Origin of the sequence: Streptomyces sp. NPDC001502 (assembly GCF_042894785.1) — a bacterium.
GTDB classification, from domain to species: Bacteria; Actinomycetota; Actinomycetes; order Streptomycetales; family Streptomycetaceae; genus Streptomyces; species Streptomyces kutzneri.
Map to the genome: position 1 here is coordinate 35,241 of NZ_JBIAVW010000006.1, position 25,672 is coordinate 60,912.

Here is a 25,672-nt window from a genome sequence, read left to right on the forward strand (position 1 = left end):
GACTCAGTGCCGGTGGCCGGGCCCGGAGCCGTGCTCGGTGTCGTGGATCGTGTTGGTCTCCGCGATCTTCTTCCAGGACCGGGGCTCCGCGGCGGGCTTCGCCGGGGCGGACTGCTGTGAGCGGGCCGAGGGCTTGGCCGCCGACGGGTTGAGGGCCGAGGCCTCCGGCTTGCCCGGGGTGTAGAGCCAGGTCTCGAAGAGCTGCGCGAGGGGCTTCTTCGAGACCTTCTCGGCGTACCGGACGAAGTCCCCGACCCTGGCGTTGCCGTAGGCCCGCTCGGTCGGCCAGCCGCCCAGGATCTCGAAGAACTTCTCGTCGCCGATCTCGTTGCGCAGCGCCTGCAGGGCGATGCCCCCGCGGTCGTAGACAGCGCCGTGGAACTGGTTCTCCGGACCCGGGTCACCCGGCTTGACCTGCCAGAACGCGTCCTCGGCCGGGCGCAGGGCATAGGCCCAGTCGGCCAGCTCCTGCGCCGTGCCCTCGCCCTCCTTCTCCGACCACAGCCACTGGCTGTAGCGGGCGAAGCCCTCGTTGATCCAGATGTCCTTCCAGCCCTCGACGGACACGCTGTCGCCGTACCACTGGTGCGCCAGCTCGTGCACGACCACCGAGACGTTGGCCCCGTTGCGGAACTGCCCCGGCCCGTAGAACGGCCGGGTCTGGGTTTCCAGGGCGAAGCCGGCGGTCACGTTCGGCACGTAGCCGCCCAGCGCGTTGAAGGGGTATGGCCCGAAGACCCCCTCCAGCCACTCGGCGACCTCGCCGGTCCGCTCCACGCTCGCGCGGGCCGCGCCCGCGTTGTCGCCGAGGTCCTTGCTGTACGCGTTGAGGATCGGCAGCCCGCTCGCCGTCTTGTCGGTGGTGATGTCGAACTTGCCGACGGCGAGGGTGGCGAGGTAGGTCGCCTGCGGCTTGTTGGAACGCCAGTTGTACCGGGTCCAGCCGAGCCGCGAGGTCTGGGACTGCAGCACACCGTTGCTGATCGCCTGGGTGCCGTCGGGCACGTTGATCGAGACGTCGAAGGTGGCCTTGTCCAGCGGGTGGTCGTTGCTCGGGAACCACCAGACGGCCGAGTCGGGCTCCTGCGCCGCGACCCCGCCGTCGGGCGTGCGCTGCCAGGCCGTCCAGCCGTCCACCTTCAGCTCGGAGGGCTTCCCGGCGTACTTGACGACGACGGACAGCGGGGTGTTGCGCGCCAGCGGCTTCGCCGGGGTGACCTCCAGCTCGTGGGAGCCGGACGTGGCGAACTTCGCCTTGACCCCGTTGACCCGGATCTCGCTGACCTGGAGGCCGAAGTCCAGGTTGAAGCGGGACAGGTCCTGCTTGGCGGTGGCCAGCAGGGTGGCCGTGCCTTCCAGCAGGTCGGTCTTCGGCTGGTACTGCAGGCGCAGGTCGTAGTGCGACACGTCGTATCCGCCGTTGCCGCTGGCCGGGTAGTAGGGATCGCCGATACCCGGGGCGCCCGAACCCGAACCCGCCGCCGACGCCGGGATCACCAGCAGGAGGGAAGCGGCGAGCACGCTCGGGGCGATGACTTTGCGGTGCACGAATGGCTCCAAGTGGTAGGGGAGACAGATCGGTTCACACAGTGGTCCAAGGCCTTGTCGTTCGACCGTATTCACCCGTGGCGGCTCAGGTCATGTCCATGGCCCCTGCTGTCACACGATCGCCATGTGTCCGAAATTCGTATCCACCGGGTGGGAGCCGCGTCGGGAGCAGGGATCCCCGCCGCTTGACCGGATCCGCCCCGGACGGCCTGGGCGCGTCCGTGAGGAAGGCGCCGAACGACCCGTGGCCGGCCTTCGCTTGGCCGCGGATTGGCGTGAGGCAGTCGGTCCGTACCCCCTGCGCGATCCTTCCCGGCACCGCCGGGACCCAGGGTGCCAAGACATGGGGGCGCGGGTCGCAGGCACGGAAAGACCCCTCCGCCCGGGTGGACGGAGGGGCCGTGAAGCCAGGTGCGCGAGGGTTACCGGCGCCAGCGGTTGCGATCCGGGCCCTTGCACGTGTACGTCTTCCCGTTCGCGGTGCCGACCGCGCCGGCCGGAGAGCAGAACGCGCCCGGGCTGACCGTCTTCGAGCCGCTGCCGCCCGTCGCGCCGCCCGTCGTGTCGTCCGAGCCGGACGAGTCGTCGTCGACTGCCGGGCTGCCGGGACGCTTGTAGTTCGGATCATTCGCAGGAATCAGGTACGTGGTGCCCTTCGCGGCCGGGCACTGCTTCACCAGTGAGGCATCGCTCCACTTCCCGAGTTCCAGGCGGATCGCAGTGGTCGACGTGACCTTGGTGTCCTTGTCCGGGGCCTGGAAGCAGACGTGCCACTCCTCACCGTCCTGCGCGGCCTGCTCCGCCGTGGGGGTGTCCGTGTCCAGGTACACGTCCTCCAGCTTTACCTGCGCCGGCGCGATACCCGCCTGCTTGAGATCCGCGACGGCCTTGTTGTAGGTGGCGCCCACGACGTTCGGCATCACCGGCCACGGGAGCGCACCGCCGCTCTCCTTCGGGCACGGCTCTCCCGGTTGCACCGCCGAGAAGTCCACGCTCCTCTTCCCACCGGCGCCGCCGGCCTGATCGCCGACCTTCTGGAAGCAGACGGTCCAGTTCCCCGTCATCAGCACGTTGCGGGACTGGTCCGACGCGTCCCGCACGCCCACCGCGTACCCGGCCGCCTCCGCACCCTGCCGCGCGTCCGCCAGGCCCTTGCCCGTGAAGTCCCCCAGCTGTGGCAGCGCCTTCTCCGCCGCTTCCTCCGGAGCCTTCGAGGAGGACGGCGTGGCAGCCGGCTTCGCCTCGGGCTCGCCCTTCGCCGGGTGGGCGATGGCCGCGACCATTGCGCACAGCACGAACGCGCCGACGGTGGCGACGATCCGCAGCCACACCTGCCACGGATGCCGAAATCCCTTCGTGGTGATCCAGACCATGGCTATCGAGGCGAACATGGCCAGGACGCCCAGCGACTCCACCACTGCCATGATCACGGCTGCCGCGCCGATGAACCCGAAACGTGCCCCGCCGGTCTGCCACCACGGTCGCACCGTTACCGGCGGCGGAGCGTACGGATAAGGGGGCTGGGGCTGGCCGTAGGCCACGCGCACTCCTCGCTCGAAAACAGTCAACGCCTCGTCGACTGCCGGATGTTGCCGGCATGGATGGGTACGGGCCGGACCCGCCCGAAATGCGGACCCGGAAACGAGCGTGACCCCACGTCCGCCCGGCACCGTCGGACCCCGCCGGCGCCTACCCCGCACGCTACATACGCCCCGGCGCGGACGTGGGCGAATCCCCATCACCGGGCTCACCGCCGCCGAAACCGCCGCCAAGGTGCAGGCCCCGCCGGACCCGCAACGCCTGGGCGGGCCGATGGTGAGACCCGCACCACTGATCCCGGCTCTACCCGGCATACCAAGCAGTCGGTAGCCTGCCGTGCATGACGCTTCCCCTGCTCGCCGCCCGTCGCTGTTGGCATGCTGCGATCAACCCGCTGCACGCGACGATCTACTTCTCGCCGGATCTCGGCACGGAGCTCGCCACCCTCGGGATCAAGGACCCGGTCGCCGTCAACCTCGCGAGCCGTTCCGCCGCCATGGGCGCCGTCGGCCCCGGCACGGTGACCGCCACGTTCTACAACTACCGCCACGACCTGATCGCCCGGCACCTGCCGGCCGTGTGGGACACCGCCACGCCCGAGCAGGTCCTCGCCGCCCGGCTGCGGGCCGCCGACAGCACCCTGCGCCGGCTCCTCGGGCCCGAGACCATCGGCTCGCCCGAGATCGCCGAGGCCGCCGACCTGGCCATGCTCGCCACCGAGGCCTGTACCCGGCACGCGCGCACGCTCTACGCCGCCCACGCCGACCTCCCCGTACCGGACGCGCCGCACCTGCGCCTGTGGCACGCCACCACCCTGCTGCGCGAGCACCGCGGCGACGGCCACCTCGCCGCCCTGCTCCTCGCGGGCCTGGACCCGGTGGAGGCCCTGATCAGCCACACCGCCACCGGCCGCGGCATGTCCGCGAAGTGGATCAAGGCCATCCGCGGCTGGGAGCAGTCCGACCTGGACGCCGCGACCGAGCGGCTGCGCGAGCGCGGCATCCTCGACGCCGACGGCGAGCTCACCGACGAGGGCAAGGCCGTGCGCGAACGCCTGGAGGCGGACACCGACCGCCTCGACGCGGCCCCGTACGAGCACCTGGGCGAGGAGGGACTGGCCCGGCTCGCCGAACTCGGCAGCGCCTTCGTCACCAAGGCGATAGGCGCCGGGGCCTTCCCGCGCGACCTCTTCGGCCGGGCCTGACCGCCGGGCGGGCAGGGTTCCCGCCGTCCGCCACCGCCACCTGCCACAATTGGCAGCCTTCCAGTGCAAACGAAGGCAGGCGGGACCCGATCGTGACGACGTCCATCGAAGGCAGGATCGCCGAGGAGCTCGGCGTACGGGAGCGGCAGGTCCAGGCCGCCGTCGAGCTGCTCGACGGCGGCTCCACCGTGCCGTTCATCGCGCGCTACCGCAAGGAAGCGACCGAGATGCTCGACGACGCCCAGCTGCGCACCCTTGAGGAGCGGCTGCGGTATCTGCGGGAGCTGGAGGACCGCCGCGCGGCGGTCCTGGACTCCGTACGGGAGCAGGGCAAGCTCACCGACGAACTGGCGGCGCGGATCGCCGCGGCCGACACCAAGGCCCGGCTGGAGGACATCTACCTGCCCTTCAAGCCCAAGCGGCGCACCAAGGCGCAGATCGCCCGCGAGGCCGGTCTGGAGCCGCTCGCCGAGGGCCTGCTGGCCGACCCGTCGGTGGAACCGGCCGCGGCCGCGGCCGCGTTCGTCGACGCCGACAAGGGTGTCGCCGACCCGGCGGCCGCCCTGGAGGGTGCCCGGGCCATCCTCACCGAGCGGTTCGGCGAGGACGCCGACCTGATCGGTGAGCTGCGCGAGCGCATGTGGGGCCGCGGCCGGCTCGCGGCGAAGGTCCGTGAGGGCAAGGAGGAGGCGGGGGCCAAGTTCGCCGACTACTTCGACTTCGCCGAGCCGTTCACCGCACTGCCCTCGCACCGCGTCCTCGCCATGCTGCGCGGCGAGAAGGAGGACGTCCTCGACCTCACCCTGGAGCCGGAGGAGCCTCGCGAGGAGCCGGGCCCGTCCACGTACGAGGGCATGATCGCCCGCCGCTTCGGCGTCGGCGACCGCGGCCGTCCCGGCGACAAGTGGCTGGCCGACACCGTCCGCTGGGCCTGGCGTACGAAGATCCAGGTGCACCTCGGCATCGACCTGCGGATGCGGCTGCGCCAGGCCGCCGAGGACGAGGCGGTACGGGTCTTCGCGTCGAACCTGCGCGACCTGCTGCTCGCGGCGCCCGCCGGCACCCGGGCGACGCTCGGCCTGGACCCCGGTTTCCGTACCGGTGTGAAGGTCGCCGTCGTGGACGCGACCGGCAAGGTCGTGGCCACGGAGGTGATCTACCCGCACGTGCCCGCCAACAAGTGGGACGAGTCCCTCGCCAAGCTGGCCCGCCTGGCCAAGGAGCACTCCGTCGAGCTGGTCGCCATCGGCAACGGCACGGCCTCCCGCGAGACCGACAAGCTGGCCGGGGACCTCATCACGCGCCACCCGGAGCTGAAGCTCACCAAGGTGATGGTCTCGGAGGCGGGCGCCTCCGTGTACTCGGCCTCCGCCTTCGCCTCGCAGGAACTGCCGGACATGGACGTGTCGCTGCGCGGCGCGGTCTCCATCGCCCGCCGCCTGCAGGACCCGCTCGCCGAGCTCGTCAAGATCGACCCGAAGTCGATCGGCGTCGGCCAGTACCAGCACGACCTGTCCGAGGTGAAGCTCTCGCGCTCGCTCGACGCGGTCGTCGAGGACTGTGTGAACGGCGTCGGTGTGGACGTCAACACCGCCTCCGCGCCCCTGCTTTCGCGGGTGTCGGGCATCAGCGGCGGCCTCGCCGAGAACATCGTGGCCCACCGCGACGCCAACGGCCCCTTCCGCAGCCGCAAGGGGCTCAAGGACGTGGCCCGGCTCGGCCCGAAGGCGTACGAGCAGTGCGCGGGCTTCCTGCGGATCCGCGGCGGGGACGACCCGCTGGACTTCTCCAGCGTGCACCCCGAGGCCTATCCGGTGGTCCGGGGCATGGCCAAGACGGCGGGCAGCGAGGTGGCGGCCCTGATCGGCAACTCCGGCGTGCTGCGCTCGCTGCGGCCCGAGCAGTTCGTCACCGAGGCCTTCGGTCTGCCCACCGTCACGGACATCCTGCGCGAGCTGGAGAAGCCGGGCCGTGACCCGCGCCCCGCCTTCAAGACGGCCACCTTCAAGGAGGGTGTGGAGAAGATCGGCGACCTGGCTCCCGGGATGATCCTGGAGGGCGTGGTCACCAACGTGGCCGCCTTCGGCGCCTTCATCGACATCGGCGTCCACCAGGACGGGCTGGCGCACGTCTCGGCGCTGTCGAAGAACTTCGTCAAGGACCCCCGGGACGTGGTCAAGCCGGGCGACATCGTCCGTGTGAAGGTCATGGACGTGGACATCCCGCGCAAGCGGATCTCGCTGACCCTGCGGCTGGAGGACGAGGCCGGGGCGGAGCGCGGCGCGGGCGCTCCCCGCCAGCGCGAGGACCGGCGGGGCGGCGGCGGTGGCGGCGGTGGCCGTCCGCCGCAGCAGCGCGGCGGGTCCGGTACCCGCGAAGGCGGCCGCAACCAGGGCCAGGGCGAACGCGGCCAGGGCGGTCAGGGCGAGCGCGGCCAGGGCGAGCGCGGCCAGGGCGGCCAGGGCCGTCGGCAGGGCGGCGGCAGCGCCCCCGCCCCCGCCAACAGCGCGATGGCCGACGCCCTGCGCCGTGCGGGCCTCACCGCCCCCGAGGAGCGCCGCAAGAAGTAGGAGCCGTCAAGGGTGTCTTGCAGCCACCCGGCGCGTGTCGGTCTGCGTGCGAAGTGGCCGAATACCTTCCCCACCAGGGGACTTGCCTTGCCAACTCCCGTACAAGATCTGTAGGCATGGTGGAACGCCCGTTCGTCACTCGGCGGACGGGCTTCCGCGTTTTCCCCTCAGGACCGCATTCCCCGAGGCCGCCTCGAAGGCACAGGACTTCATGCCCCTGCCCACACACGCCTACCACCGTTGCCCCGGAAAGGGTCCGAAGAGGGATCACATGCCCCACCGGCAACTCAGCATCCGCAAGAGGTGCGAGCAGATTCTCGGCCATCTGGATCTGACCCACCCCTTCTCCCTCGACGACCTGTGCCGACGGATAGCCGAGCGGCGCGGCCGCCCCATCCGGCTCCATCCGCTCCCCAAGGAAGCGGCGGAGTCCGGAGTCTGCGGACTGTGGGTGGGCACGGCCAGCGTCGACTACGTCTTCTACGAGGCGCAGACCACCCCGCTGCACCGGGAGCACATCGTCCTCCACGAACTGGGCCACATCCTCTTCGGCCACCACTCCCTCGAAGGGGAGGAGGCCGACGGGAACGCCCCCGTGGTGCTCGGGCGCACCAACTACACCACCCGCCAGGAGCAGGAGGCGGAGATGCTCGCCAGCATGATCCGCATCCGCACGGCGAACGCCGGCCCGCGGTCCGCGAACGGCGCGCGCGGCACCCTGGCCCGGCTGGAGTCCGCCATGGGATACGAGCGGGGCAACGATGGCAGCTGACCTGACCGCCTTCGGCAACTGGCTCGCCGTCCCCAGCGTGGCGTGCCTGTGGATCGCCGTCCTGCTCCGCGCCCCCGGAGCCCTGCGCTCCCCCCAGCAGCGCGGCCTGTGGCTGGCCGTCGCCACCGCCGCCGCCGCGATGACCCTCAACCTCCCGGACGTCGTCTCGTACGCGATGAGCCGCGGCCCGGGCTACGCCCACACCATCGGCCTCGTCCGCAACCTCATCGGCGTCCTGTCGGCCGGCGCCGTCCTCTACTTCGTGGCCGCCACCACCCGCGGCCGCCGGCTCCAGCTCACCGCCTGCGTCGCCACCGTGGCCTGGCTCGGCGCCCTCCTCGCCCTGGACGCGGCCGCGCCCGGCCACGGCACGCACACCATGCCGCCGGCCGGCGACCCGGTGCCCTCCCTCGCGTACTGGCTCGTGCTGATCTCCGCGCACGTGACCGCCAACATCGTCTGCGTGGCCCTGTGCTCGCGCTACAGCCGCCGTACCGAGAGCCGGGGCCTGGCCGCCGGGCTGCGGCTGTTCGGCCTCGGCACCGCGCTCGCCGGACTGTTCTGGCTGGCGTACCTGCTCAAGGCCCTGTTCGGCAGCACCTGGGCGATGCCCGCCCTCCCGCTGCTCATGAACCTGCACGGCCTGCTGCGCGCCGCCGCGATCCTCGTGCCCACCCTGTTCACCCTCCGGCGCACCTGCGCCGACATCGCCACCGCCTGGCGGCTGTGGCCGCTCTGGCGCGACCTGGTGGAAGCGGTGCCGCACGTCGCGCTCAACAAGCCGCGCGCCTGGCGGGTGATGGAGCTGCTGTGGCCGCCGGTCCCGCGCAACCTGCTCGTGTACCGCAAGGTCATCGAGACGCGCGACGCGATCCTGATCCTGGGCGAGTACGTGGCCCCGGGCGCCCTGGAACAGGCCCGCGGCCAGGTCACCGGACACGGGGTCCCCGAGCAGCGGGCCACCGCCGCCGCGCTGGCCCGCGTACTGAAGGAGGCCCGGCAGGCCAAGCTCGACGGAGCGTCCGGGCAGCCGGGCGAGGCGGCCGCGCTGGAACTGCCCGCTGCGATCCACACCTCGCAGGAGGGCGGGGACCTGGCGGACGAGGCCCGGTTCCTCGTCGACGTCGCCCAGGCGTACGCCGCGCCCGCCACCACAGGGAAGTGAACGAGTCTTGACCACCGTACTGATCACCGGCGCCAGTGCCGGACTGGGCGCGGCCTTCGCCCGCGGCTTCGCCGCCAAGGGCTGCGACCTGGTCCTCGTCGCCCGCGACAAGGACCGGCTCGACGCCGTCGCCGCCGCACTGGCCCGGGAGTACGGCACCGCGTCCGAGGTGCTGCCGGCCGACCTGCTGGACCCGGCGGACTGCGCGGCCGTCACCGAACGGCTCGCCGACCCGGTCCGGCCCGTGGACATCCTCGTCAACAACGCGGGCTTCGGACTGCCCGCACCCTTCCCGTACAGCCCGGTCGACGACGAGGTACGGATGCTCGACCTGCTGGTCAAGGTCCCGCTCCGGCTCACCCACGCCGTACTGCCGGGCCTGCGCGCACGCCGCAGGGGCGCGGTCCTCAACGTCTCCTCGGTGGCCGGACTCCTGCCGACCGGGACCTACGGGGCCGCCAAGGCCTGGATCACCGCCTTCAGCGAGTCGCTGCGGGTGGACATGGCGCCGTACGGGGTCCGGGTGCTGGCCGTGGTCCCCGGCTTCACCCGCACCGAGTTCCAGGAGCGCGCCGGGATGGACGTCAGCGCGCTGCGCGACGCGGTCTGGCTGGAACCGGAGGCCGTGGTCGCGCAGGCCCTGAAGGACCTCGCCCTGCGCCGCCCGGTCAGCATCACCGGCCGCCGCTACCGCGCCTACGCCCTCGCCGCCCGCCACCTGCCGCGTACGTTCGTGGCCGCCCGGATGGCCCGCAAGCGCCGGCCGCCGGCGGACGGGGCGGCCTGAGCGGGCCCGGTACCGGGGCCCGCCGCAGGCCCGGAACGGGCGATCTCGCTCAGGCCCACCCGTGCGGCGCGGTCGTGGGAGACGATGTCCGGGTGATCTTCGACCCGCTCTTCGACGGTGACCGCGTCCGCCTGCCGGAATGCGACGGCGCGATGCCCGACGCCGCGCCCGGGGGCGTGCTGTACGCGTCGGCGGCCCAGGAGGCCGACCCGGCCGCCATTCCGCCGGAGATCCGCACCCGCTCGGGGGAGATCGTCTTCGTGACGTCCGTCCTGAGGGCGGAGTTGGAGCGCTTCTGCACCGGCAACGGGATCCCGTTGCGCTCGCGGCCCGACGTCTGGGGCGACCTGCTCGAACCGTTCCTCGACACCGGGTCCGACCGCCGGCACCGGGCGGCGACCCTGGACCGGCTGGCCGCCGCCGGGGTCGACGCCACCGAGGCGGCCGCGATCCGGGAGCGGGTCCGGCCGCTCATCGAGGCCTACAACTCCGTGCACCTGGACTGGTTCCACCTCGGCCTCGCCGACCTCCTCGACGCGGCCCGCTCCGACCTCGTCCCCGAGGAACTCCGCATCCCGCCCGGGGACCTGCGGGCCTTCCGCGCCTGGGCCACGGACATCGCAGCCCGCCCGGACCGGCAGGAGACACCCCCTAGAGCTCGGTGACCCTGCCGCCGGAGACCTCCAGGCGGCGGGTCACGTGCACCGCGTCCAGCATCCGGCGGTCGTGCGTGACCAGCAGGAGGGTGCCCTCGTACGCGTCGAGGGCGGCCTCCAGCTGCTCGATCGCCGGCAGGTCGAGGTGGTTGGTCGGCTCGTCCAGGACCAGCAGGTTCACCCCGCGGCCCTGGAGCAGGGCCAGCGCCGCACGGGTGCGCTCGCCCGGGGAGAGGGTGGCCGCCGGGCGCAGGACGTGCGCCGCCTTCAGGCCGAACTTGGCCAGCAGGGTGCGGACCTCGGCCGGCTCGGTCTCGGGGACCGCCGCGCAGAAGGCTTCGAGCAGCGGTTCGTCGCCGAGGAACAGGCCGCGGGCCTGGTCCACCTCGCCGACCAGGACGCCGGAACCGAGGGTGGCGGAGCCGGAGTCCGGGGCCAGCCGGCCCAGCAGGACGGCGAGCAGGGTGGACTTGCCGGCGCCGTTGGCCCCGGTGATCGCCACCCGGTCCGCCCAGTCGATCTGCAGACTGGCCGGGCCGAAGGAGAAGTCCCCGCGCTTGACCGAGGCCTCGCGCAGGGTGGCCACCACCGCGCCGGAGCGCGGGGCCGCCGCGATCTCCATGCGCAGCTCCCACTCCTTGCGGGGCTCGTCGACGACCTCCAGCCGCTCGATCGCCCGCGCCGTCTGGCGGGCCTTGGCGGCCTGCTTCTCGCTCGACTCGCCCCGCAGGTTCTTGCCGATCTTGTCGTTGTCGGACGCCTTGCGGCGGGCGTTGCGCACGCCCTTGTCCATCCAGTTGCGCTGCATCTGCGCCCGGCCTTCGAGGGCCGACTTCTTGCCCGCGTACTCGTCGAACTCCTCGCGGGCGTGGTTGCGGGCACGCTCGCGCTCCTCCAGGTAGGAGTCGTAGCCGCCGCCGTAGAGGTTGATCTGCTGCTGGGCGAGATCGAGTTCGAGGACCTTGGTGACCGTCCGGGTCAGGAACTCGCGGTCGTGGCTGATCACGACCGTGCCGGCCCGCAGCCCCTTGACGAACCGCTCCAGCCGCTCCAGACCGTCCAGGTCCAGGTCGTTGGTGGGCTCGTCGAGCAGGAAGACGTCGTAGCGGGAGAGGAGGAGCGAGGCGAGGCCCGCGCGGGCCGCCTGACCGCCGGAGAGCGCCGTCATGGGCAGGTCGAGACCGACGGCGAGGCCGAGCTCGTCGGCGACCTCCTGGGCCCGCTCGTCGAGATCGGCGCCGCCGAGGTTCAGCCACAGGTCCAGCGCGGTCGCGTACGCGTCGTCCGCGCCCGGCGTTCCGTCCACCAGACCCTGCGTCGCCGCGTCGAGCTCGGCCTGCGCGGCCGCCACACCCGTACGGCGGGCCAGGAACTCCCGGACCGACTCATCGGGCCTGCGCTCCGGCTCCTGCGGGAGGTGGCCGACGGCGGCGCCGGGCGGGGAGAGCCGCAGCTCCCCGGTCTCGGGGGTGTCCAGCCCGGCGAGCAGCCGCAGCAGGGTGGACTTCCCGGCGCCGTTCACGCCGACGAGGCCGATGACGTCGCCGGGGGCGACGACGAGGTCGAGATCGGCGAAGAGGGTGCGCTCACCGTGCGCGGCGGTGAGCTTCTTGGCGACGAGGGTTGCAGTCATGATGTGCCGATCCTATCCGCGCGCGGACCGCACCCGGCATGGCCGGATAGGTGGGAAGCGCGTCATTGCGGCCATCGCGGGGGCGGAACACCATGAAGCCATGCCGTCATCGCCGCGCAACGTCCTCGTCCTCCTCTACGACGGGGTCCAGAGCCTGGACGTGACCGGGCCGGTGGAGGTGTTCGCCGCGCTCGCCCGCTTCCCGGGGCGGGCCGGGTACGCGATCCGGACGGTTTCTCCGGCCGGAGAGCCCGTCCGTACCAGCAGCGGGCTGACGCTGGTGCCGGACGGGGAACTGGCGGGCGCCCGGCCGGGGCCCGGCACCACGGTCCTGGTGCCCGGGGGACAGTTCTCGGGGGACTTCGAGCCCAGGCTCACCGACTGGCTCCGTATCCACGGGGGTGGCGCGGAGCGGCTGGTCTCCGTGTGCACGGGAGGACTGCTGCTGGCCGAGGCGGGGCTCCTGGACGGGCGGCGGGCGACGACGCACTGGTACGCCTGCGAGCGGATGGCGCGGGACTACCCGGCCGTCGCCGTCGAGCCGGACCCGATCTACGTACGGGACGGACCGGTGGCCACCTCGGCCGGGGTCACGGCGGGGATCGACCTCGCCCTGGCGCTGGTGGAGGAGGACCACGGGCAGGACGTCGCCCTGACGATCGCCCGGCACCTGGTGGTGTTCCTGCGCAGGCCCGGCAACCAGGCACAGTTCAGCGCGCACCTGGCCGCCCAGACGGCCCGCCGGGACCCGCTGCGGGACGTGCAGCAATGGATCGCCGAGCACCCGGGGGAGAAGCTGGGCGTCGAGCACCTCGCCGCCCGGGCCCGGCTCTCGCCGCGGCACTTCGCACGGGCCTTCCAGGCGGAGACCGGGGTCACGCCGGGCCGGTACGTCGAACGGGTCCGGGTGGACCACGCACGGCGGCTGCTGGTGGAGAGCGGGGAAGGGATCGCACAGATCGCCCGGGCCTGCGGGTACGGGAACCCGGAGGCGCTGCGCCGGGCCTTCGTACGCACCCTCGGCCAGCCGCCCGCCGAGTACCGCCGCCGGTTCGGCACCTCCCGCCCTTGAGGGCCGGCGGCGCGCCGAGAAGCATGAGCCGCCCCACCGGGGCGGAGCCCCGTTCCGACCATCGCTCCGGAGGAGCCATGCAGATCGCCGTACTTCTCTACGACCACTTCACCGCCCTCGACGCCGTCGGGCCCTTCGACACCCTCGGCCGGCTGCCCGACGCCGAGGTCGTCTTCGTCTCCGAGCGGCCGGGTCCCGTACGGACCGACAGCGGGGCGCTCGCGCTCGTCGCCGACAAGGGGCTCGACGAGGTCACCCGGCCCGACATCGTCATCGTGCCCGGCGGACCGCATCCCGAGCGGGAGATGGCCAACCCCGTGGTCCTGGACTGGCTGCGCACGGTCGACGCCACCACCACCTGGACCACCTCGGTGTGCACCGGATCCCTGCTGCTCGCCGCCGCCGGGCTGCTCGACGGCCGGCGGGCCACCAGCCACTGGCTGTACCTGGACAAGCTTGCGAAGCACGGGGCCGAGCCCACCGGTGAGCGCGTGGTGTTCGACGGGAAGTACGTCACCGCCGCCGGGGTGTCCTCCGGGATCGACATGGGGCTCACCCTGCTCGGCCGGATCGCCGGCGACGACTTCGCCCAGGCCGTGCAGCTGATGACCGAGTACGACCCCCAGCCGCCCTACGACGCCGGTTCGCCCGACAAGGCCCCGGCCGCTCTCGTCGAGATGCTGCGGGGGACGGCGTTCCCGGCTGCCGGCTGACGGCCGGCCGTCACGGAGCCGGGGTCCACGCGAAGCGCGGAGCCCGGCGCTCCAGGAACGCGGCGACCCCCTCCGCGGTGTCCTCGCTCCCGGCGGCCTGCTCCTCCCAGTACGCGTCCCGGTCGGTCCGGCCGTCCGCGAACTCCTTGGCCGACGCCTGAGTCAGCTGTGAGCGAGAGGCCAGGATCCGGGTGAACTCGGCGACGCGCTTGTCCAGTCGGCCGGCCGGCAGCAGCTCGTTCAGGAACCCCGCGCGCAGCGCCGTCTCCGAGTCGATCAGCTCCGCGGAGAAGAGGAGGTACTTGGCCCAGGCCGGGCCGACCACGGACGCGAGCCGGCGGGTCGAGGACGCCGCGTAGACGATGCCGAGCTTGGCGGGGGTCACCCCGAAGGAGGCCCCCTCCTCGGCGAAGCGCAGATCGCAGGCGGCCGCGAGCTGGCTGCCGCCCCCCACACAGAAGCCGCGGATCGCCGCGAGCGTGGGCTTGGGGAAGGCGGCCAGGGCCTCCTCCGCGGCCACGGCCAGGGCCCGCGGGTCCGCGGCCCCGGAAGCCCCGGATTCCCCGGGCTCCGCCGCGTCCCGGGTCAGCGAGGAGATGTCGGCGCCCGCGCAGAAGGTCGGCCCGGCCCCGGTCAGTACGAGCACCCGTACCGCCGGGTCGTCCGCCATGCCCGCCACCAGCTCCGGGAGCCTGCGCCACATGGCGGCGGTCATGGCGTTGCGCTTGGCGGGGTGCGAGATGACGATCGTGGCCACCCCGTCGGCGACCGTGTGCAGGAGGGTTGCGTCCATGGCTGCGTCCATGCGCCGGATGCTATCCCGGGCGGTCATACCTATGATCAAGGGAGTCCGTCGGGGGTGCGAGGAGGTGGCACGTCCATGGGCGCAGACCGTGCAGACCGTGCAGACGGTACGAGGGCCATGGCCGGGGGCCCGGAACCGCAGCGGGAGAAGAAGAAGCTCAGCCGCAGTTTCGCGCTCATGACGGCGCTCGGGGTGATCCTGGTGCTGGCCGGTCTGGTCGGTCTCGTCTACACGGGCCTGGCCACGCTCACCTCGATGTTCCTCTTCGGCTGGCTGCTGCTGATCGGCGGTGTCGTGGGCCTGCTGCAGGCCGTGCAGTGGCGCAGGAGCAACTACTTCTGGCTCGCCGTCGTCGTCGCCGCGATCAACCTGGCCGCGGGCTTCGTGATCCTGCGCCGTCCCGAGGCGAGCGCCGAGGCGCTGACCATGTTCGCCGCACTGCTCTTCCTCACGGGCGGGGTGTTCCGGCTGGTCGGGGCGCTGGTGGTGCGCGGTGCCAATTTCGGGCTCGCGGTCGTCCAGGGCGCCTTCGGGATCCTGCTGGGCTTCCTGATCCTCTCCAACTGGCCCGGCAACAGTCTGTACGTGATCGGAACCTTCTTCTCCCTCGCCCTGCTGTTCGACGGGCTGAGCCTGGTGGCCATGGGCATGGGCTCCCGCCGCATCCTGGGGTTGGTCAGGGAGGACGAGGCTCCGGCGGCGGCGGCCGCGGGGGACGTGCCGGGCGAGACGGCCGGGAAGCGTCCGGCAGAAGATCAGGAATAGTCGAACAACTGACTCTGTCATACGCCAGTGGTCAGAATGTGTCCGATAGGCGCTGACTTATGGTCAGCAGTCCGGTCCGGACCAGCCCGTTCCCCACTCTTGTCGCGTGGAGACGATCGAGCGTGAAGACGGGGGACGGAACATGGACGTCAGCGGGAGTGTCCCGCAGGCCAAGGCGGGTGAGGCAGAGGCCCCGGCCGACCCCCTCGCCTACGAGGGTGTGTGGAGGTTCACCGCGCCCGCGGTTGAAGAATCCGTTCCGCAGGCCCGCCGTGCGGTCCGGGACCTGCTCGGGCGCCAGGGGGTGCCGGCCCATCAGGACCTCGTGTACTCCCTGCTCCTGATCGTCTCCGAGCTGGTGACGAACTCGGTCCGGCACGCCGCTCTGCTCTCGCCGGAGGTCGCGGTCGAGGTCGCGATCGGCCGTGAGTGGGTGCGGGTGGCCGTCGAGGACAACCACCCCTACCGGCCCAAGGCGCTTGAGGCCGACTTCGGCCAGACCGGCGGCCGGGGCCTGCTCCTGGTCCGGGAGATCACCCTGGAGGCCGGCGGGGTCTGCGACGTCGAGCACACCTCGACCGGCGGCAAGGTGATCTGGGCGGCCCTGCCGCTCACCGCCCCGCCGACCGCCGGCTGAGCGGCGGCCGGCGAGGCGGCGGCCGGCGCTCGGCCGACGGGCGGGCGGGACGGCGTACGGGCTACCAGCCCGCCGCGTCGCCGGTCAGTTCGCGGATCGCGGGCCGCGCCGCGTCCAGTACGGTCATGAACCAGGCCGAGAACGGCGCTTCGGCGTGCCGCTTCGCCAGTTCCCCGGCGGTGACGAAGGCGGTGTCCTCGACCTCCTCCGGATCCGGCCGCACGACAGTCTGCGCGAGTCCCACGAACAGGTGATTGAACTCCTGCTCCACCAGACCCGATGCGGGGTCCGGGTGGTTGTAGCGCACCGTCCCCGCCTGCGCGAGCAGCGAGGGCGACAGGCCCAGCTCCTCATGGGTCCGCCGGGCCGCGGCCGCGAACGGCGACTCCCCGGGGTAGGGGTGACCGCAACAGGTGTTCGACCAGACGCCGGGGGAGTGGTACTTCCCGAGGGCCCGCTGCTGGAGCAGCAGACGGCCCTGCTCGTCGAAGAGGAACACGGAGAACGCCCGGTGCAACTGCCCGGGCGCCTGATGGGCGGAGAGCTTCTCCGCCGTGCCGATGGTGTTGCCGGCCTCGTCGACCAGTTCGAGCATGATCGGTTCTTGAGTACCGGTGCCGTTGGACGCGCTGTTCGCGGCGGTGGCTGGTGTGGTCGGCATACCCATCCTTCGCTTCGGACTTCGGCCTTCAGTCTGCCGTACAAAAGAGGCTTGTCCCCACTTCGGACATCCACGCATGTCCGCCCCCCGTCGCGTGCTACGCGACGGGGGGCGGATCACCTCACGTGTCACTCACATGACCTCGTGCGCGCGTCAGACTCCGAAAGGGGCCGGATACGTGATCGTTCCCGCCGGGACCGGACGGGAATCATCCAGCACCAGCGCCATCACGGCTTCGTCGGGGACCTCGAAGGGGGCCCGGATCCCGAAGTGCGACGCCGGTACGAAACCGAAGCGCGGGTAGTACGCCGGGTGCCCCAGGACGAGGACGAGTGACTCCCCGCGCTCCCGGGCCGCCGCGAGCAGGGCCCGTACGACCGAGCTGCCCGCGCCCGAGCGCTGCAGCGCGGGATCGGCCGCCACCGGCGCGAGCGCGAGCGCCGGTGCGCCGCCGACCTCGCACCGGGTCAGCAGGGCGTGCGCCGCCACCGACCCGTTCGGGGCCTCGGCCACGTACGACAGCCCGGGCAGCCACGAGCCGTCGGCGCGCAGCGCGTCCACGAGGTCGGCCTCCAGCGGAGTCCCGAAGGCCGCCAGGTTGATCTCCCGGACGGCGGCCACGTCGGCCGTGGTCTCCGGCCGGGCGGGCCAGGCGTCGCCGTCCCCGGCGCTCACCGGGCGCAGGACGTAGCCCGTGTACCCGTACTCGTGCCCGTGGCGGGCCCGTACGTCGAGCTCCTCGCGCGACGCGGCCAGGGCCCGCGCCATCGCCGGGCCGCCGGTTCCGGACAGGGCACGGACCCGCTCGGCGAGCGGGCCGTAATACTCGGCCCAGTCGGAGCCGGGCAGCTCGTGCACGCCGAGCACCTGGTACCCGGCCGCCTGGGCGGCCGCGAGGTTGCCGGCGGTGGTGCGCAGCGCGTAGTGCGGGTCCCAGAAGGCGCGGGCGCCCGCGGACGGATCGGGGACCGACCACTGGCACTCGGTCAGGACCAGGGTGCCGCCCGGGGCGAGCAGCCGCTTCCACCGCGCGAGCGCGGCGTCGAAGCCGAGGATGTAAGCGGAGCCCTCCGCCCAGACGAGGTCGAAGGAACCGTCCTCGAAGTCCTCGCCGGTCAGTGCGCCCATGTCCGCCTCGATCGTGCGGACCCGGTCGGCGAGACCGCGGGCCGCGGCGGCCGTACGGAGCTCGTCGAGGAAGGGGCCGTGCAGGTCGACGGCGGTCACGTCGGCGCCCGTGCCCGCCGCACCCGCCTCGGCGGCGAGCAGCAGCGCGCTGCGGCCCGGGCCGCAGCCCAGGTCGAGGACGCGCGGCCGCTCGGGCAGCGCTCCGCACAGGGACAACAGGTGGCGGGTGCTCGCGTCGGAGCCCGGAGCCTGCCGGGGCAGGCCGTGGTGCAGGGCGAAGAAGGCGTGCGTGAAGTCGTCGACGCCCTCGGGATCGGAGGTGTCGTCGAAGGCATAGATGTCGGTCAACGTGAACCCTTGGAACGGGGGCTCCGGCCGACGAGGCCCAGCTGTGTGATCAGGCCCGGCCGGATGCCCGGAAGGAAGAGGGGGAGATGCACCGGAGTTCGCTGCGCATGGCCGCGACCACTACGACGGTCATCAACCCACCTCTTTCCACTCGACACGTTCAGGGGCGTGTCCACCGTAACATCCGGGCCGTTTGTGGTACCGCGCCGTGATCGTCAATGATGATCGGAACCCGGCCCGGGGCCCGAATATTCGGCTTATCAGGGCGTAAACGGGTGGTGAACCCCTGCTTCCATTCATCCGATAGCCTCTGCCGACGTGCCGCCGCCCCATAAGGGCGCGCGTTCGGAATCCGTTACAAGGAGTGAGTTCGTCTGCCGACCGTCATCCTCACCGGCCTGCCGGTCCCCGGATCACCGCTCGCGGACGAGCTGCGCTCCCTCGGCTTCGACGTCCGCTCGGCCGCCGGTCCGAAGGACGCCGCCGCCGCGCTGGCGGGCGTACCCGCCGACCAGCGGGTGGCCGTCGTGGACAGTGCCTTCGTCGGGCACCTGCACACGCTGCGCCTCGCGCTGACCGACCCGCGCTTCGACGCCTGCGCCGTCACCGGCGCCCTCGCCGTCCAGACCGGAGCCCGCGGGGCCCTCGACAAGGCCGCCGCCGAGGCAGCCGCGGGCACCGACGGGGCCGGCCCGTACGCCGACCGGCTCGCCGCCTCCGTCGAGGCCGCCGGGACCACCGTCCAGCGCCCCGAACTGGGCACGCTCGTCGCCGCGGTCCCCGCCGGCCCTGCCGAGCGCGACGCGGCGACCGCCGCCGTCGCCGCCGTCGACGACGAGGCCGTACGCCTGCGGACCGCCGTGAAGTCCCGCGACGGCTTCTTCACCACCTTCTGCATCAGCCCCTACTCGCGCTACATCGCCCGCTGGTGCGCGCGCCGCGGCCTGACCCCGAACCAGGTCACCACCGCCTCGCTGATCACCGCGCTCATCGCGGCCGGGTGCGCGGCCACGGGCGAGCGCTGGGGCTACGCGGCGGCCGGGGTGCTGCTCCTCGTCTCCTTCGTGCTGGACTGCACCGACGGGCAGCTCGCCCGCTACTCGCTCCAGTACTCGACGATGGGTGCCTGGCTCGACGCCACCTTCGACCGCGCGAAGGAGTACGCCTTCTACGCGGGCCTCGCGCTCGGCGCGGCCAGGAACGGCGACGACGTCTGGGCCCTGGCCGTCGGCTCCATGATCCTGATGACCTGCCGGCACGTCGTGGACTTCTCCTTCAACGAGGCCAACCACGACGCCACCGCCAACACGAGTCCCACGGCCGCGCTCTCCGGCCGGCTCGACAGCGTCGGCTGGACCGTGTGGGTCCGCCGGATGATCATCCTCCCGATCGGTGAGCGCTGGGCGATGATCGCGGTCCTGACCGCCTTCACCACGCCGCGGATCGTCTTCTACGCCCTGCTGATCGGCTGCGCCTTCGGCGCGCTCTACACCACCGCCGGCCGGGTCCTGCGCTCCCTGACGCGCAAGGCCACCCGGACCGACCGGGCGGCCCAGGCGCTGGCCGACCTGGCCGACTCCGGCCCGCTCGCCGAGCTCCAGGCCCGCCTGCTGCGCGGCCGCGCCGGGTCCTTCGGCTCCGTGTACGTGGCGGCCCTCGGCACGCTGGTGATGATCGCGGGCGCCGTGTTCCTGCCCTTCGGAGACCCGCGGCTGATCGCCGTCGCGGTGATCTATGTCATGGCGGCCGGCCTCGCCGTCGCCGCGCCCCTCAAGGGCGCCCTGGACTGGCTGATCCCGCCGCTGTTCCGGGCCGCCGAGTACACCACCGTGCTGATCCTGGCGATGAAGGCGGAGGTCCCCGGGGCCCTCCCGGCGGCATTCGGCCTGATCGCGGCGGTCGCCTACCATCACTACGACACGGTGTACCGCATCCGCGGCGGCACCGGCGCGCCCCCGCACTGGCTGGTGCGGACGATCGGCGGCCACGAAGGCCGGGTCCTGCTGATCACGGCCCTGGCGGCCGTCCTCGTATCGCGCGAAGCGGACTTCCCCGTCGCGCTCACGGCCGTGGCCGTGTTCGTGGCACTCGTGGTGCTCGTGGAGAGCATCCGATTCTGGGTCTCCTCCGGAGCACCCGCCGTACATGACGAAGGAGAACCAGCATGATCGGCCTTGTACTCGCTGCCGGTGCCGGACGCCGTCTGCGTCCCTACACCGACACCCTGCCCAAGGCGCTCGTGCCGGTCGGCCCCGAGGGTGACGAGGAGAGCCTGACGGTTCTCGACCTGACCCTGGGCAACTTCGCCGAGGTCGGCCTCACCGAGGTCGCCATCGTCGTCGGCTACCGCAAGGAAGCCGTGTACGCCCGCCGCGAGGCCCTGGAGGCCAAGTACGGCGTCAAGATCACGCTGATCGACAACGACAAGGCCGAGGAGTGGAACAACGCCTACTCCCTGTGGTGCGCGCGTGAGGTCCTGAAGCAGGGCGTGATCCTCGCCAACGGCGACACCGTCCACCCGGTCTCCGTCGAGCGCACCCTGCTCGCCGCCCGCGGCAACGGCCAGAAGATCATCCTCGCCCTCGACACGGTCAAGAACCTGGCCGACGAGGAGATGAAGGTCGTCACCGCCGAGGGCAAGGGCGTCCAGAAGATCACCAAGCTGATGGAGCCCTCCGACGCCACCGGCGAGTACATCGGTGTCACCCTCATCGAGCCCGAGGCCGCCGAGCAGCTCGCCGAGGCCCTGAAGACCACCTTCGAGCGCGATCCCGACCTCTACTACGAGGACGGCTACCAGCAGCTCGTCAACGACGGCTTCACCATCGACGTGGCCCCCATCGGCGACGTCAAGTGGGTCGAGATCGACAACCACGACGACCTCGCCAAGGGCCGGACGATCGCATGCCAGTACTGACGAGGCTCATCCCCTCGCCCGTCGTCGTCGACATCAGTCGCGGGGCGATGGACGACTTGGCCGGCCTCCTGGCCGACCAGCGGATCTCCGCCTCCGGCAAGCTGGCCATCGCGATCAGCGGCGGCTCCGGCGTGGCGCTGCGCGCCAAGCTGGAGCCGGTGCTGCCGCACGCCGACTGGTACGCGGTCGTCGACGGCACCATCGACTCCGCGGTCAAGCTGGCCGACGACATAAAGGGCCGCCGCTACGACGCCGTCGTGGGCCTGGGCGGCGGCAAGATCATCGACGTGGCCAAGTACGCCGCGGCGCGGGTCGGGCTGCCCATGGTGGCCGTCGCCACCAACCTCTCGCACGACGGCATCTGCTCGCCGGTGTCCATCCTGGACAACGACAACGGCCGCGGTTCCTACGGTGTGCCGACGCCGATCGCCATGGTGATCGACCTCGACGTGATCAAGGAAGCCCCGGTCCGGTTCATCCGCGCGGGCATCGGTGACGCGATCTCCAACATCTCGGCGATCGCCGACTGGGAGCTCTCGCACAAGATCAACGGTGAGCCCGTCGACGGCCTGGCCGCCGCCATGGCCCGTACCGCCGGCGAGTCCGTGCTGCGCCACCCCGGCGGATGCGGCGACGACGAGTTCCTCACCGTGCTCTCCGAAGCGCTGGTGCTCTCCGGCATCGCGATGTCGATCAGCGGGGACTCCCGCCCGTCGTCCGGCGCCTGCCACGAGATCAGCCACGCCTTCGACCTGCTCCACCCGGGACGCTCCGCGCTCCACGGCGAGCAGGTCGGCATCGGCGCAGCCTTCGCGATGCACCTGCGCGGGGCCGCCGAACAGTCGGGCCTCTTCGTCGAGGTGCTGCGCCGGCACGGCCTGCCGGTCGGACCCGAGGAGATCGGCTTCAGCGTCGACGAGTTCGTCGCGGCCGTCGAGTACGCCCCCCAGACCCGCCCGGGACGCTTCACGATCCTGGAGCACCTCAACCTGTCCGCCGCCGAGATCAGGGACGCTTACGCCGACTATGTCAAGACCATCCGTAGCTGAACTGAGGCCCGTCGTCCACCCTGCGGGCGTCAAGGACCGGGTCAGCGGCGAGCACTGGGGCGGGCGCCTCTACATGCGCGAGATCTCCCTGCGCATCACCCGCTTCCTGGTCACCACCAAGGTCACGCCGAACCAGCTGACCTACCTGATGACCCTGGCCGGCGTCCTCGCCCTCCCGGCCCTGCTGGTGCCGGGCATCTGGGGTGCCGTCCTCGGCGTGATCGCGGTCCAGATGTACCTGCTGCTCGACTGCGTCGACGGCGAGGTCGCCCGCTGGAAGAAGCAGTTCTCGCTCTCCGGCGTGTACCTGGACCGGGTCGGCGCCTACCTGTGCGACGCCGCGGTCCTGGTCGGCTTCGGCCTGCGCGCCGCCGACCTGTGGGGCCCCGGCGGCGCCGACTGGCTGTGGGCCTTCCTGGGCACCCTGGCCGCGCTCGGCGCCATCCTGATCAAGGCCGAGACCGACCTGGTCGGCGTCGCCCGCCACCAGGCCGGCAAGCCCGTGGTCAAGGACGCGGCCGCCGAGCCGCGCGCGAAGGGCATGGCGCTCGCCCGCCGGGCCGCCGCCGCGCTCAAGTTCCACCGCCTGATCCTCGGCATCGAGGCCTCGCTGCTCATCCTGGTGCTGGCCGTCGTGGACCAGCTGCAGGGCGACCTGTACTGGTCCCGGGTCGGGGTCGCCGTGCTGGCCGCCATCGCGATGCTCCAGACCGTGCTGCACCTGGTGTCCATCCTCGCCTCCAGCAGGCTCAAGTGAGTGCCCCGCTGCGGCTGGGCGCCGTGATCATCACCATGGGCAACCGGCCCGACGAGCTCAAGGCTCTCCTCGACTCGGTGGCCCGCCAGGACGGGGCCCCCGTCGACGTGGTCGTCGTGGGCCAGGGCGTGCAGGTCACCGGCCTGCCCGAGGGCGTCCGCAGCATCGACCTGCCCGAGAACCTGGGCATCCCGGGCGGGCGCAACGTCGGCATCGAGGCCTTCGGACCCGGCGGCGGCGACGTGGACGTGCTGCTCTTCCTGGACGACGACGGTCTGCTGGAGCGCACCGACACCGCCGAGCTGTGCCGGCAGGCCTTCGCCGAGGACCCCGCGCTCGGGATCATCAGCTTCCGGATCGCCGATCCGGAGACCGGTGTGACCCAGCGCCGGCACGTGCCGCGGCTGCGCGCCTCCGACCCGATGCGCTCCTCCCGCGTGACCACCTTCCTGGGCGGCGCCAACGCCGTCCGCACGACGGTGTTCGAGCAGGTCGGAGCGCTGCCGGGGGAGTTCTTCTACGCGCACGAGGAGACCGATCTGGCCTGGCGGGCGCTCGACGCAGGGTGGCTGATCGACTACCGGTCGGACATGGTGCTGCTGCACCCGACAACTGCCCCCTCCCGGCACGCGGTCTACCACCGTATGGTGGCTCGTAACCGGGTGTGGCTCGCCCGCCGCAACCTGCCCGCCCCGCTGGTCCCGGTCTACCTGGGCGTCTGGCTCCTGCTGACGCTCGTACGCAGGCCGTCGGCACCGGCGCTCAAGGCCTGGTTCGGCGGTTTCCGGGAGGGGTGGACCACTCCCTGCGGACCCCGCCGCCCGATGAGATGGCGAACGGTCTGGCGGTTGACCCGGCTGGGCCGACCTCCTGTCATCTGACCAGCCCGCGTCTGGGAACATGACGCGATCACGGGCCTCGAGCCACCAGCCTGATGCCCACCTGGCCGCATCTTGAAGACGAAAGTTTCAACTTGTGAGTGACACAACCCACGACGGCGCCCTCGCCACGAGCAGGCCGCTGTCCGACGACGCGGGGCTGAGCGCCGCGGAGCTCGCCAGGAAGTACGGCCTCTCGGTCAGCGGCGCCAGGCCCGGCCTGGGTGAGTACGTACGGCAGCTCTGGGGCCGGCGCCACTTCATCATGGCCTTCTCCAGGGCCAAGCTGGTCGCGCAGTACAGCCAGGCGAAGCTCGGCCAGGTCTGGCAGGTGGCGACCCCGCTGCTGAACGCGGTCGTCTACTGGCTGATCTTCGGCCTGATCCTCAAAGCGGGCCGGGAGATGCCGAAGGACGTCTACATCCCGTTCCTGGTGATGGGCATCTTCGTCTTCACCTTCACCCAGAGCTCGCTGATGGCGGGCGTCCGGGCGATCTCGGGCAACCTCGGGCTGGTCCGGGCGCTGCACTTCCCGCGCGCCGCCCTGCCGGTGTCCTTCTCGCTCCAGCAGCTCCAGCAGCTGCTGTACTCGATGATCGTCGTCTTCGTGATCGCCGTCTGCTTCGGCAACTATCCACAGCTCTCCTGGCTGCTGGTGATCCCGACCCTGGCGCTCCAGTTCGTCTTCAACACCGGCCTCGCCATGATCTTCGCGCGGGCGGGTTCCAAGACCCCCGACCTCGCGCAGCTGATGCCGTTCGTGATGCGTACCTGGATGTACGCCTCCGGCGTCATGTTCCCGATCGGGATCTACCTCAAGGAACAGCCCGAGTGGATCAGTGACCTGCTGCTGTGGAACCCGGTCGCGATCTACATGGACCTCATCCGGTTCGCGCTGATCGACGACTACGCGGCGAGCAACCTGCCTCCGCACGTGTGGGCCTTCGCGGTGGGCTGGGCCGCGGTGATCGGCATCGGTGGCTTCGTGTACTTCTGGAAGTCTGAGGAGCGTTACGGCCGTGGCTGACAACACTCAGGGGCGCGTCCCCACCGTGATCGCGGACGGCGTCCACATCGTCTACCGGGTCAACACCGGCAGCAGCGGCAAGGGTGCGGCCACCGCCGCGCTCAGCAAGATAGTCCGCCGGAAGAAGGTCGACGCCCCGGGCGTCCGGCGGGTCCACGCCGTGCGCGGCGTCTCCTTCACCGCCTACCGCGGCGAGGCCATCGGCCTCATCGGGTCCAACGGCTCCGGCAAGTCGACCCTGCTGCGCGCCATCGCGGGCCTGCTGCCCTGCGAGGAGGGCAAGGTCTACACCGACGGCCAGCCCTCGCTGCTGGGTGTCAACGCGGCCCTGATGAACGACCTCACCGGTGAGCGGAACGTCGTTCTCGGCGGCCTCGCGATGGGTATGAGCCGCGAGCAGATCAAGCAGCGTTACCAGAGCATCGTCGACTTCTCGGGCATCAACGAGAAGGGCGACTTCATCTCCCTGCCGATGCGTACCTATTCCTCCGGCATGGCGGCGCGTCTGCGCTTCTCCATCGCGGCGGCCAAGGACCACGACGTTCTGATGATCGACGAGGCCCTGGCCACCGGTGACCGCAGCTTCCAGGTGCGTTCGGAGGACCGGATCCGCGAACTGCGGCAGAAGGCCGGCACGGTCTTCCTGGTGAGCCACAACAACAAGTCCATCCGCGACACCTGTGACCGGGTGCTGTGGCTGGAGAAGGGTGAGCTCCTGATGGACGGGCCCACCGAGGAAGTCGTCTCGGCATACGAGAAGGCAACCAACGGCTGACCTCCGGGTCGCGCGGTGCCCTCTTCCGGCGCTTTTCCGCTTCACCCGAAGGCCCCCGCCGCTCAGCGCGGCGGGGGCCTCAATCGTGTTCTCGCATTTCGCGGCGACATTCGGTGGCGGAGCGAATACCCGAGAGGGCTCCGCGACGTTCTACAGCGTAAGCTGAGGCGGTCCTCAATCGCGGCAAGAGGGGACGATTCCCCGCAGTTGAAGGGCCTTGGGGCAGCCCGGGGAATCCCCCGGCGGCGTGTCCGAAATAGGATGTA

General features: G+C 71.7%; 24 protein-coding genes. 17 read left to right on the plus strand and 7 right to left on the minus strand.

Annotated features, from left to right (window positions below; genetic code table 11):
• Positions 1-3: 3 nt before the first annotated feature.
• Both ACFY0D_RS11960 and ACFY0D_RS11965 read right to left on the minus strand, forming a co-directional pair.
• Positions 4-1,548, minus strand: coding sequence for a M1 family metallopeptidase (locus tag ACFY0D_RS11960; protein ID WP_390798213.1), 1,545 nt, complete (start codon positions 1,546-1,548; stop codon positions 4-6).
• Positions 1,549-1,970: 422 nt separating this feature from the next.
• The gene (locus ACFY0D_RS11965) at positions 1,971-3,089 is read right to left on the minus strand and encodes a PASTA domain-containing protein (protein ID WP_390798214.1); all 1,119 of its coding nucleotides are present in this window, start codon (positions 3,087-3,089) and stop codon (positions 1,971-1,973) included.
• A 338-nt stretch (positions 3,090-3,427) separates the two neighbouring features.
• Here ACFY0D_RS11965 and ACFY0D_RS11970 point away from each other — a divergent pair, with 338 nt between their 5' ends.
• The 6 genes from ACFY0D_RS11970 to ACFY0D_RS11995 all read left to right on the plus strand — a co-directional run bounded on the left by ACFY0D_RS11970 (position 3,428) and on the right by ACFY0D_RS11995 (position 10,250).
• Positions 3,428-4,291, plus strand: a complete 864-nt coding sequence (locus ACFY0D_RS11970; protein WP_390798215.1) for a hypothetical protein — start codon at positions 3,428-3,430, stop codon at positions 4,289-4,291.
• A gap of 92 nt (positions 4,292-4,383) precedes the next feature.
• Positions 4,384-6,861: a Tex family protein gene (locus tag ACFY0D_RS11975; protein WP_390798216.1), complete on the plus strand. Its 2,478-nt coding sequence runs from the start codon at positions 4,384-4,386 to the stop codon at positions 6,859-6,861.
• A gap of 271 nt (positions 6,862-7,132) precedes the next feature.
• The gene (locus ACFY0D_RS11980) at positions 7,133-7,633 is read left to right on the plus strand and encodes a hypothetical protein (protein ID WP_390798217.1); all 501 of its coding nucleotides are present in this window, start codon (positions 7,133-7,135) and stop codon (positions 7,631-7,633) included.
• Positions 7,623-8,798, plus strand: a complete 1,176-nt coding sequence (locus ACFY0D_RS11985; protein WP_390798218.1) for an MAB_1171c family putative transporter — start codon at positions 7,623-7,625, stop codon at positions 8,796-8,798. The genes ACFY0D_RS11980 and ACFY0D_RS11985 overlap by 11 nt, the downstream gene beginning before the upstream one ends.
• Before the next feature lie 7 nt (positions 8,799-8,805).
• Complete coding sequence (locus ACFY0D_RS11990; RefSeq protein ID WP_390798219.1) at positions 8,806-9,585, plus strand: SDR family NAD(P)-dependent oxidoreductase; 780 nt, start codon at positions 8,806-8,808, stop codon at positions 9,583-9,585.
• A 92-nt stretch (positions 9,586-9,677) separates the two neighbouring features.
• Entirely contained in the window at positions 9,678-10,250 is a 573-nt protein-coding gene (locus ACFY0D_RS11995) for a hypothetical protein (RefSeq protein ID WP_390798220.1), read from the plus strand.
• On the opposite strand, the gene ACFY0D_RS12000 is transcribed toward ACFY0D_RS11995, so the two are convergent.
• Positions 10,237-11,874 carry an ABC-F family ATP-binding cassette domain-containing protein gene (locus tag ACFY0D_RS12000; RefSeq protein ID WP_390798221.1) on the minus strand — a complete coding sequence of 546 codons (1,638 nt, stop codon included), beginning with the start codon at positions 11,872-11,874 and terminating at the stop codon, positions 10,237-10,239. The genes ACFY0D_RS11995 and ACFY0D_RS12000 overlap by 14 nt on opposite strands.
• 100 nt (positions 11,875-11,974) lie before the next feature.
• Between ACFY0D_RS12000 and ACFY0D_RS12005 the strand changes: the two genes are divergently transcribed.
• Together ACFY0D_RS12005 and ACFY0D_RS12010 are read left to right on the plus strand one after the other, a co-directional pair.
• Positions 11,975-12,946 (plus strand): GlxA family transcriptional regulator, encoded by a 972-nt coding sequence (locus ACFY0D_RS12005; RefSeq protein WP_390798222.1) that lies wholly within the window; start codon positions 11,975-11,977, stop codon positions 12,944-12,946.
• A 77-nt stretch (positions 12,947-13,023) separates the two neighbouring features.
• On the plus strand, positions 13,024-13,659 hold the full coding sequence (locus tag ACFY0D_RS12010) for a DJ-1/PfpI family protein (RefSeq protein ID WP_390798223.1): 636 nt from the start codon (positions 13,024-13,026) through the stop codon (positions 13,657-13,659).
• 10 nt (positions 13,660-13,669) lie between these two features.
• Here ACFY0D_RS12010 and ACFY0D_RS12015 read toward each other — a convergent pair whose 3' ends face one another.
• Positions 13,670-14,452, minus strand: coding sequence for an enoyl-CoA hydratase/isomerase family protein (locus ACFY0D_RS12015; protein ID WP_390798505.1), 783 nt, complete (start codon positions 14,450-14,452; stop codon positions 13,670-13,672).
• Between the two features lie 129 nt (positions 14,453-14,581).
• Here ACFY0D_RS12015 and ACFY0D_RS12020 point away from each other — a divergent pair, with 129 nt between their 5' ends.
• Positions 14,582-15,229 (plus strand): HdeD family acid-resistance protein, encoded by a 648-nt coding sequence (locus ACFY0D_RS12020; protein ID WP_390798224.1) that lies wholly within the window; start codon positions 14,582-14,584, stop codon positions 15,227-15,229.
• A gap of 142 nt (positions 15,230-15,371) precedes the next feature.
• On the plus strand, positions 15,372-15,866 hold the full coding sequence (locus ACFY0D_RS12025) for an ATP-binding protein (RefSeq protein WP_390798506.1): 495 nt from the start codon (positions 15,372-15,374) through the stop codon (positions 15,864-15,866).
• Between the two features lie 61 nt (positions 15,867-15,927).
• On the opposite strand, the gene idi is transcribed toward ACFY0D_RS12025, so the two are convergent.
• The 3 genes from idi to ACFY0D_RS12040 form a co-directional block, all read right to left on the minus strand.
• Positions 15,928-16,527 carry an isopentenyl-diphosphate Delta-isomerase gene (idi, locus tag ACFY0D_RS12030; protein ID WP_351148882.1) on the minus strand — a complete coding sequence of 200 codons (600 nt, stop codon included), beginning with the start codon at positions 16,525-16,527 and terminating at the stop codon, positions 15,928-15,930.
• 153 nt (positions 16,528-16,680) lie between these two features.
• Entirely contained in the window at positions 16,681-17,994 is a 1,314-nt protein-coding gene (locus ACFY0D_RS12035; protein ID WP_390798507.1) for a GNAT family N-acetyltransferase, read from the minus strand.
• A 422-nt stretch (positions 17,995-18,416) separates the two neighbouring features.
• Positions 18,417-18,554 (minus strand): hypothetical protein, encoded by a 138-nt coding sequence (locus ACFY0D_RS12040; protein ID WP_266377147.1) that lies wholly within the window; start codon positions 18,552-18,554, stop codon positions 18,417-18,419.
• Here ACFY0D_RS12040 and ACFY0D_RS12045 point away from each other — a divergent pair.
• The 7 genes from ACFY0D_RS12045 (at position 18,531) to ACFY0D_RS12075 (ending at position 25,406) form a co-directional block, all read left to right on the plus strand.
• On the plus strand, positions 18,531-20,171 hold the full coding sequence (locus tag ACFY0D_RS12045; RefSeq protein ID WP_390798225.1) for a DUF5941 domain-containing protein: 1,641 nt from the start codon (positions 18,531-18,533) through the stop codon (positions 20,169-20,171). The genes ACFY0D_RS12040 and ACFY0D_RS12045 overlap by 24 nt on opposite strands.
• Positions 20,168-20,920, plus strand: a complete 753-nt coding sequence (locus ACFY0D_RS12050; RefSeq protein ID WP_390798226.1) for a sugar phosphate nucleotidyltransferase — start codon at positions 20,168-20,170, stop codon at positions 20,918-20,920. The genes ACFY0D_RS12045 and ACFY0D_RS12050 overlap by 4 nt, the downstream gene beginning before the upstream one ends.
• Complete coding sequence (locus ACFY0D_RS12055) at positions 20,908-21,969, plus strand: iron-containing alcohol dehydrogenase family protein (RefSeq protein ID WP_314246495.1); 1,062 nt, start codon at positions 20,908-20,910, stop codon at positions 21,967-21,969. The genes ACFY0D_RS12050 and ACFY0D_RS12055 overlap by 13 nt, the downstream gene beginning before the upstream one ends.
• A complete protein-coding gene (locus ACFY0D_RS12060; RefSeq protein WP_390798227.1) occupies positions 21,947-22,726 on the plus strand; it encodes a CDP-alcohol phosphatidyltransferase family protein in 780 nt (259 codons plus the stop codon). Before ACFY0D_RS12055 ends, ACFY0D_RS12060 begins: the two co-directional genes overlap by 23 nt.
• The gene (locus tag ACFY0D_RS12065; RefSeq protein ID WP_352040460.1) at positions 22,723-23,607 is read left to right on the plus strand and encodes a glycosyltransferase; all 885 of its coding nucleotides are present in this window, start codon (positions 22,723-22,725) and stop codon (positions 23,605-23,607) included. Before ACFY0D_RS12060 ends, ACFY0D_RS12065 begins: the two co-directional genes overlap by 4 nt.
• Positions 23,608-23,701: 94 nt before the next feature.
• Entirely contained in the window at positions 23,702-24,631 is a 930-nt protein-coding gene (locus ACFY0D_RS12070; protein ID WP_390798228.1) for an ABC transporter permease, read from the plus strand.
• Positions 24,624-25,406, plus strand: a complete 783-nt coding sequence (locus tag ACFY0D_RS12075; protein WP_390798229.1) for an ABC transporter ATP-binding protein — start codon at positions 24,624-24,626, stop codon at positions 25,404-25,406. Before ACFY0D_RS12070 ends, ACFY0D_RS12075 begins: the two co-directional genes overlap by 8 nt.
• The last annotated feature ends 266 nt before the right edge of the window (positions 25,407-25,672 follow it).

What these genes read in the sequence shown, in the direction of transcription:
- ACFY0D_RS11970 (WP_390798215.1), top strand. Translation starts at nt 3,428, where the DNA reads ATGACGCTTCCCCTGCTCGCCGCCCGTCGCTGTTGGCATGCTGCGATC.
- ACFY0D_RS11980 (WP_390798217.1), top strand. Translation starts at nt 7,133, where the DNA reads ATGCCCCACCGGCAACTCAGCATCCGCAAGAGGTGCGAGCAGATTCTC.
- ACFY0D_RS11985 (WP_390798218.1), top strand. Translation starts at nt 7,623, where the DNA reads ATGGCAGCTGACCTGACCGCCTTCGGCAACTGGCTCGCCGTCCCCAGC.
- ACFY0D_RS12000 (WP_390798221.1), bottom strand. Translation starts at nt 11,874, where the DNA reads ATGACTGCAACCCTCGTCGCCAAGAAGCTCACCGCCGCGCACGGTGAG.
- ACFY0D_RS12005 (WP_390798222.1), top strand. Translation starts at nt 11,975, where the DNA reads ATGCCGTCATCGCCGCGCAACGTCCTCGTCCTCCTCTACGACGGGGTC.
- ACFY0D_RS12010 (WP_390798223.1), top strand. Translation starts at nt 13,024, where the DNA reads ATGCAGATCGCCGTACTTCTCTACGACCACTTCACCGCCCTCGACGCC.
- ACFY0D_RS12015 (WP_390798505.1), bottom strand. Translation starts at nt 14,452, where the DNA reads ATGGACGCAACCCTCCTGCACACGGTCGCCGACGGGGTGGCCACGATC.
- ACFY0D_RS12020 (WP_390798224.1), top strand. Translation starts at nt 14,582, where the DNA reads ATGGCCGGGGGCCCGGAACCGCAGCGGGAGAAGAAGAAGCTCAGCCGC.
- ACFY0D_RS12025 (WP_390798506.1), top strand. Translation starts at nt 15,372, where the DNA reads ATGGACGTCAGCGGGAGTGTCCCGCAGGCCAAGGCGGGTGAGGCAGAG.
- idi (WP_351148882.1), bottom strand. Translation starts at nt 16,527, where the DNA reads ATGCCGACCACACCAGCCACCGCCGCGAACAGCGCGTCCAACGGCACC.
- ACFY0D_RS12050 (WP_390798226.1), top strand. Translation starts at nt 20,168, where the DNA reads ATGATCGGCCTTGTACTCGCTGCCGGTGCCGGACGCCGTCTGCGTCCC.
- ACFY0D_RS12055 (WP_314246495.1), top strand. Translation starts at nt 20,908, where the DNA reads ATGCCAGTACTGACGAGGCTCATCCCCTCGCCCGTCGTCGTCGACATC.
- ACFY0D_RS12060 (WP_390798227.1), top strand. Translation starts at nt 21,947, where the DNA reads ATGTCAAGACCATCCGTAGCTGAACTGAGGCCCGTCGTCCACCCTGCG.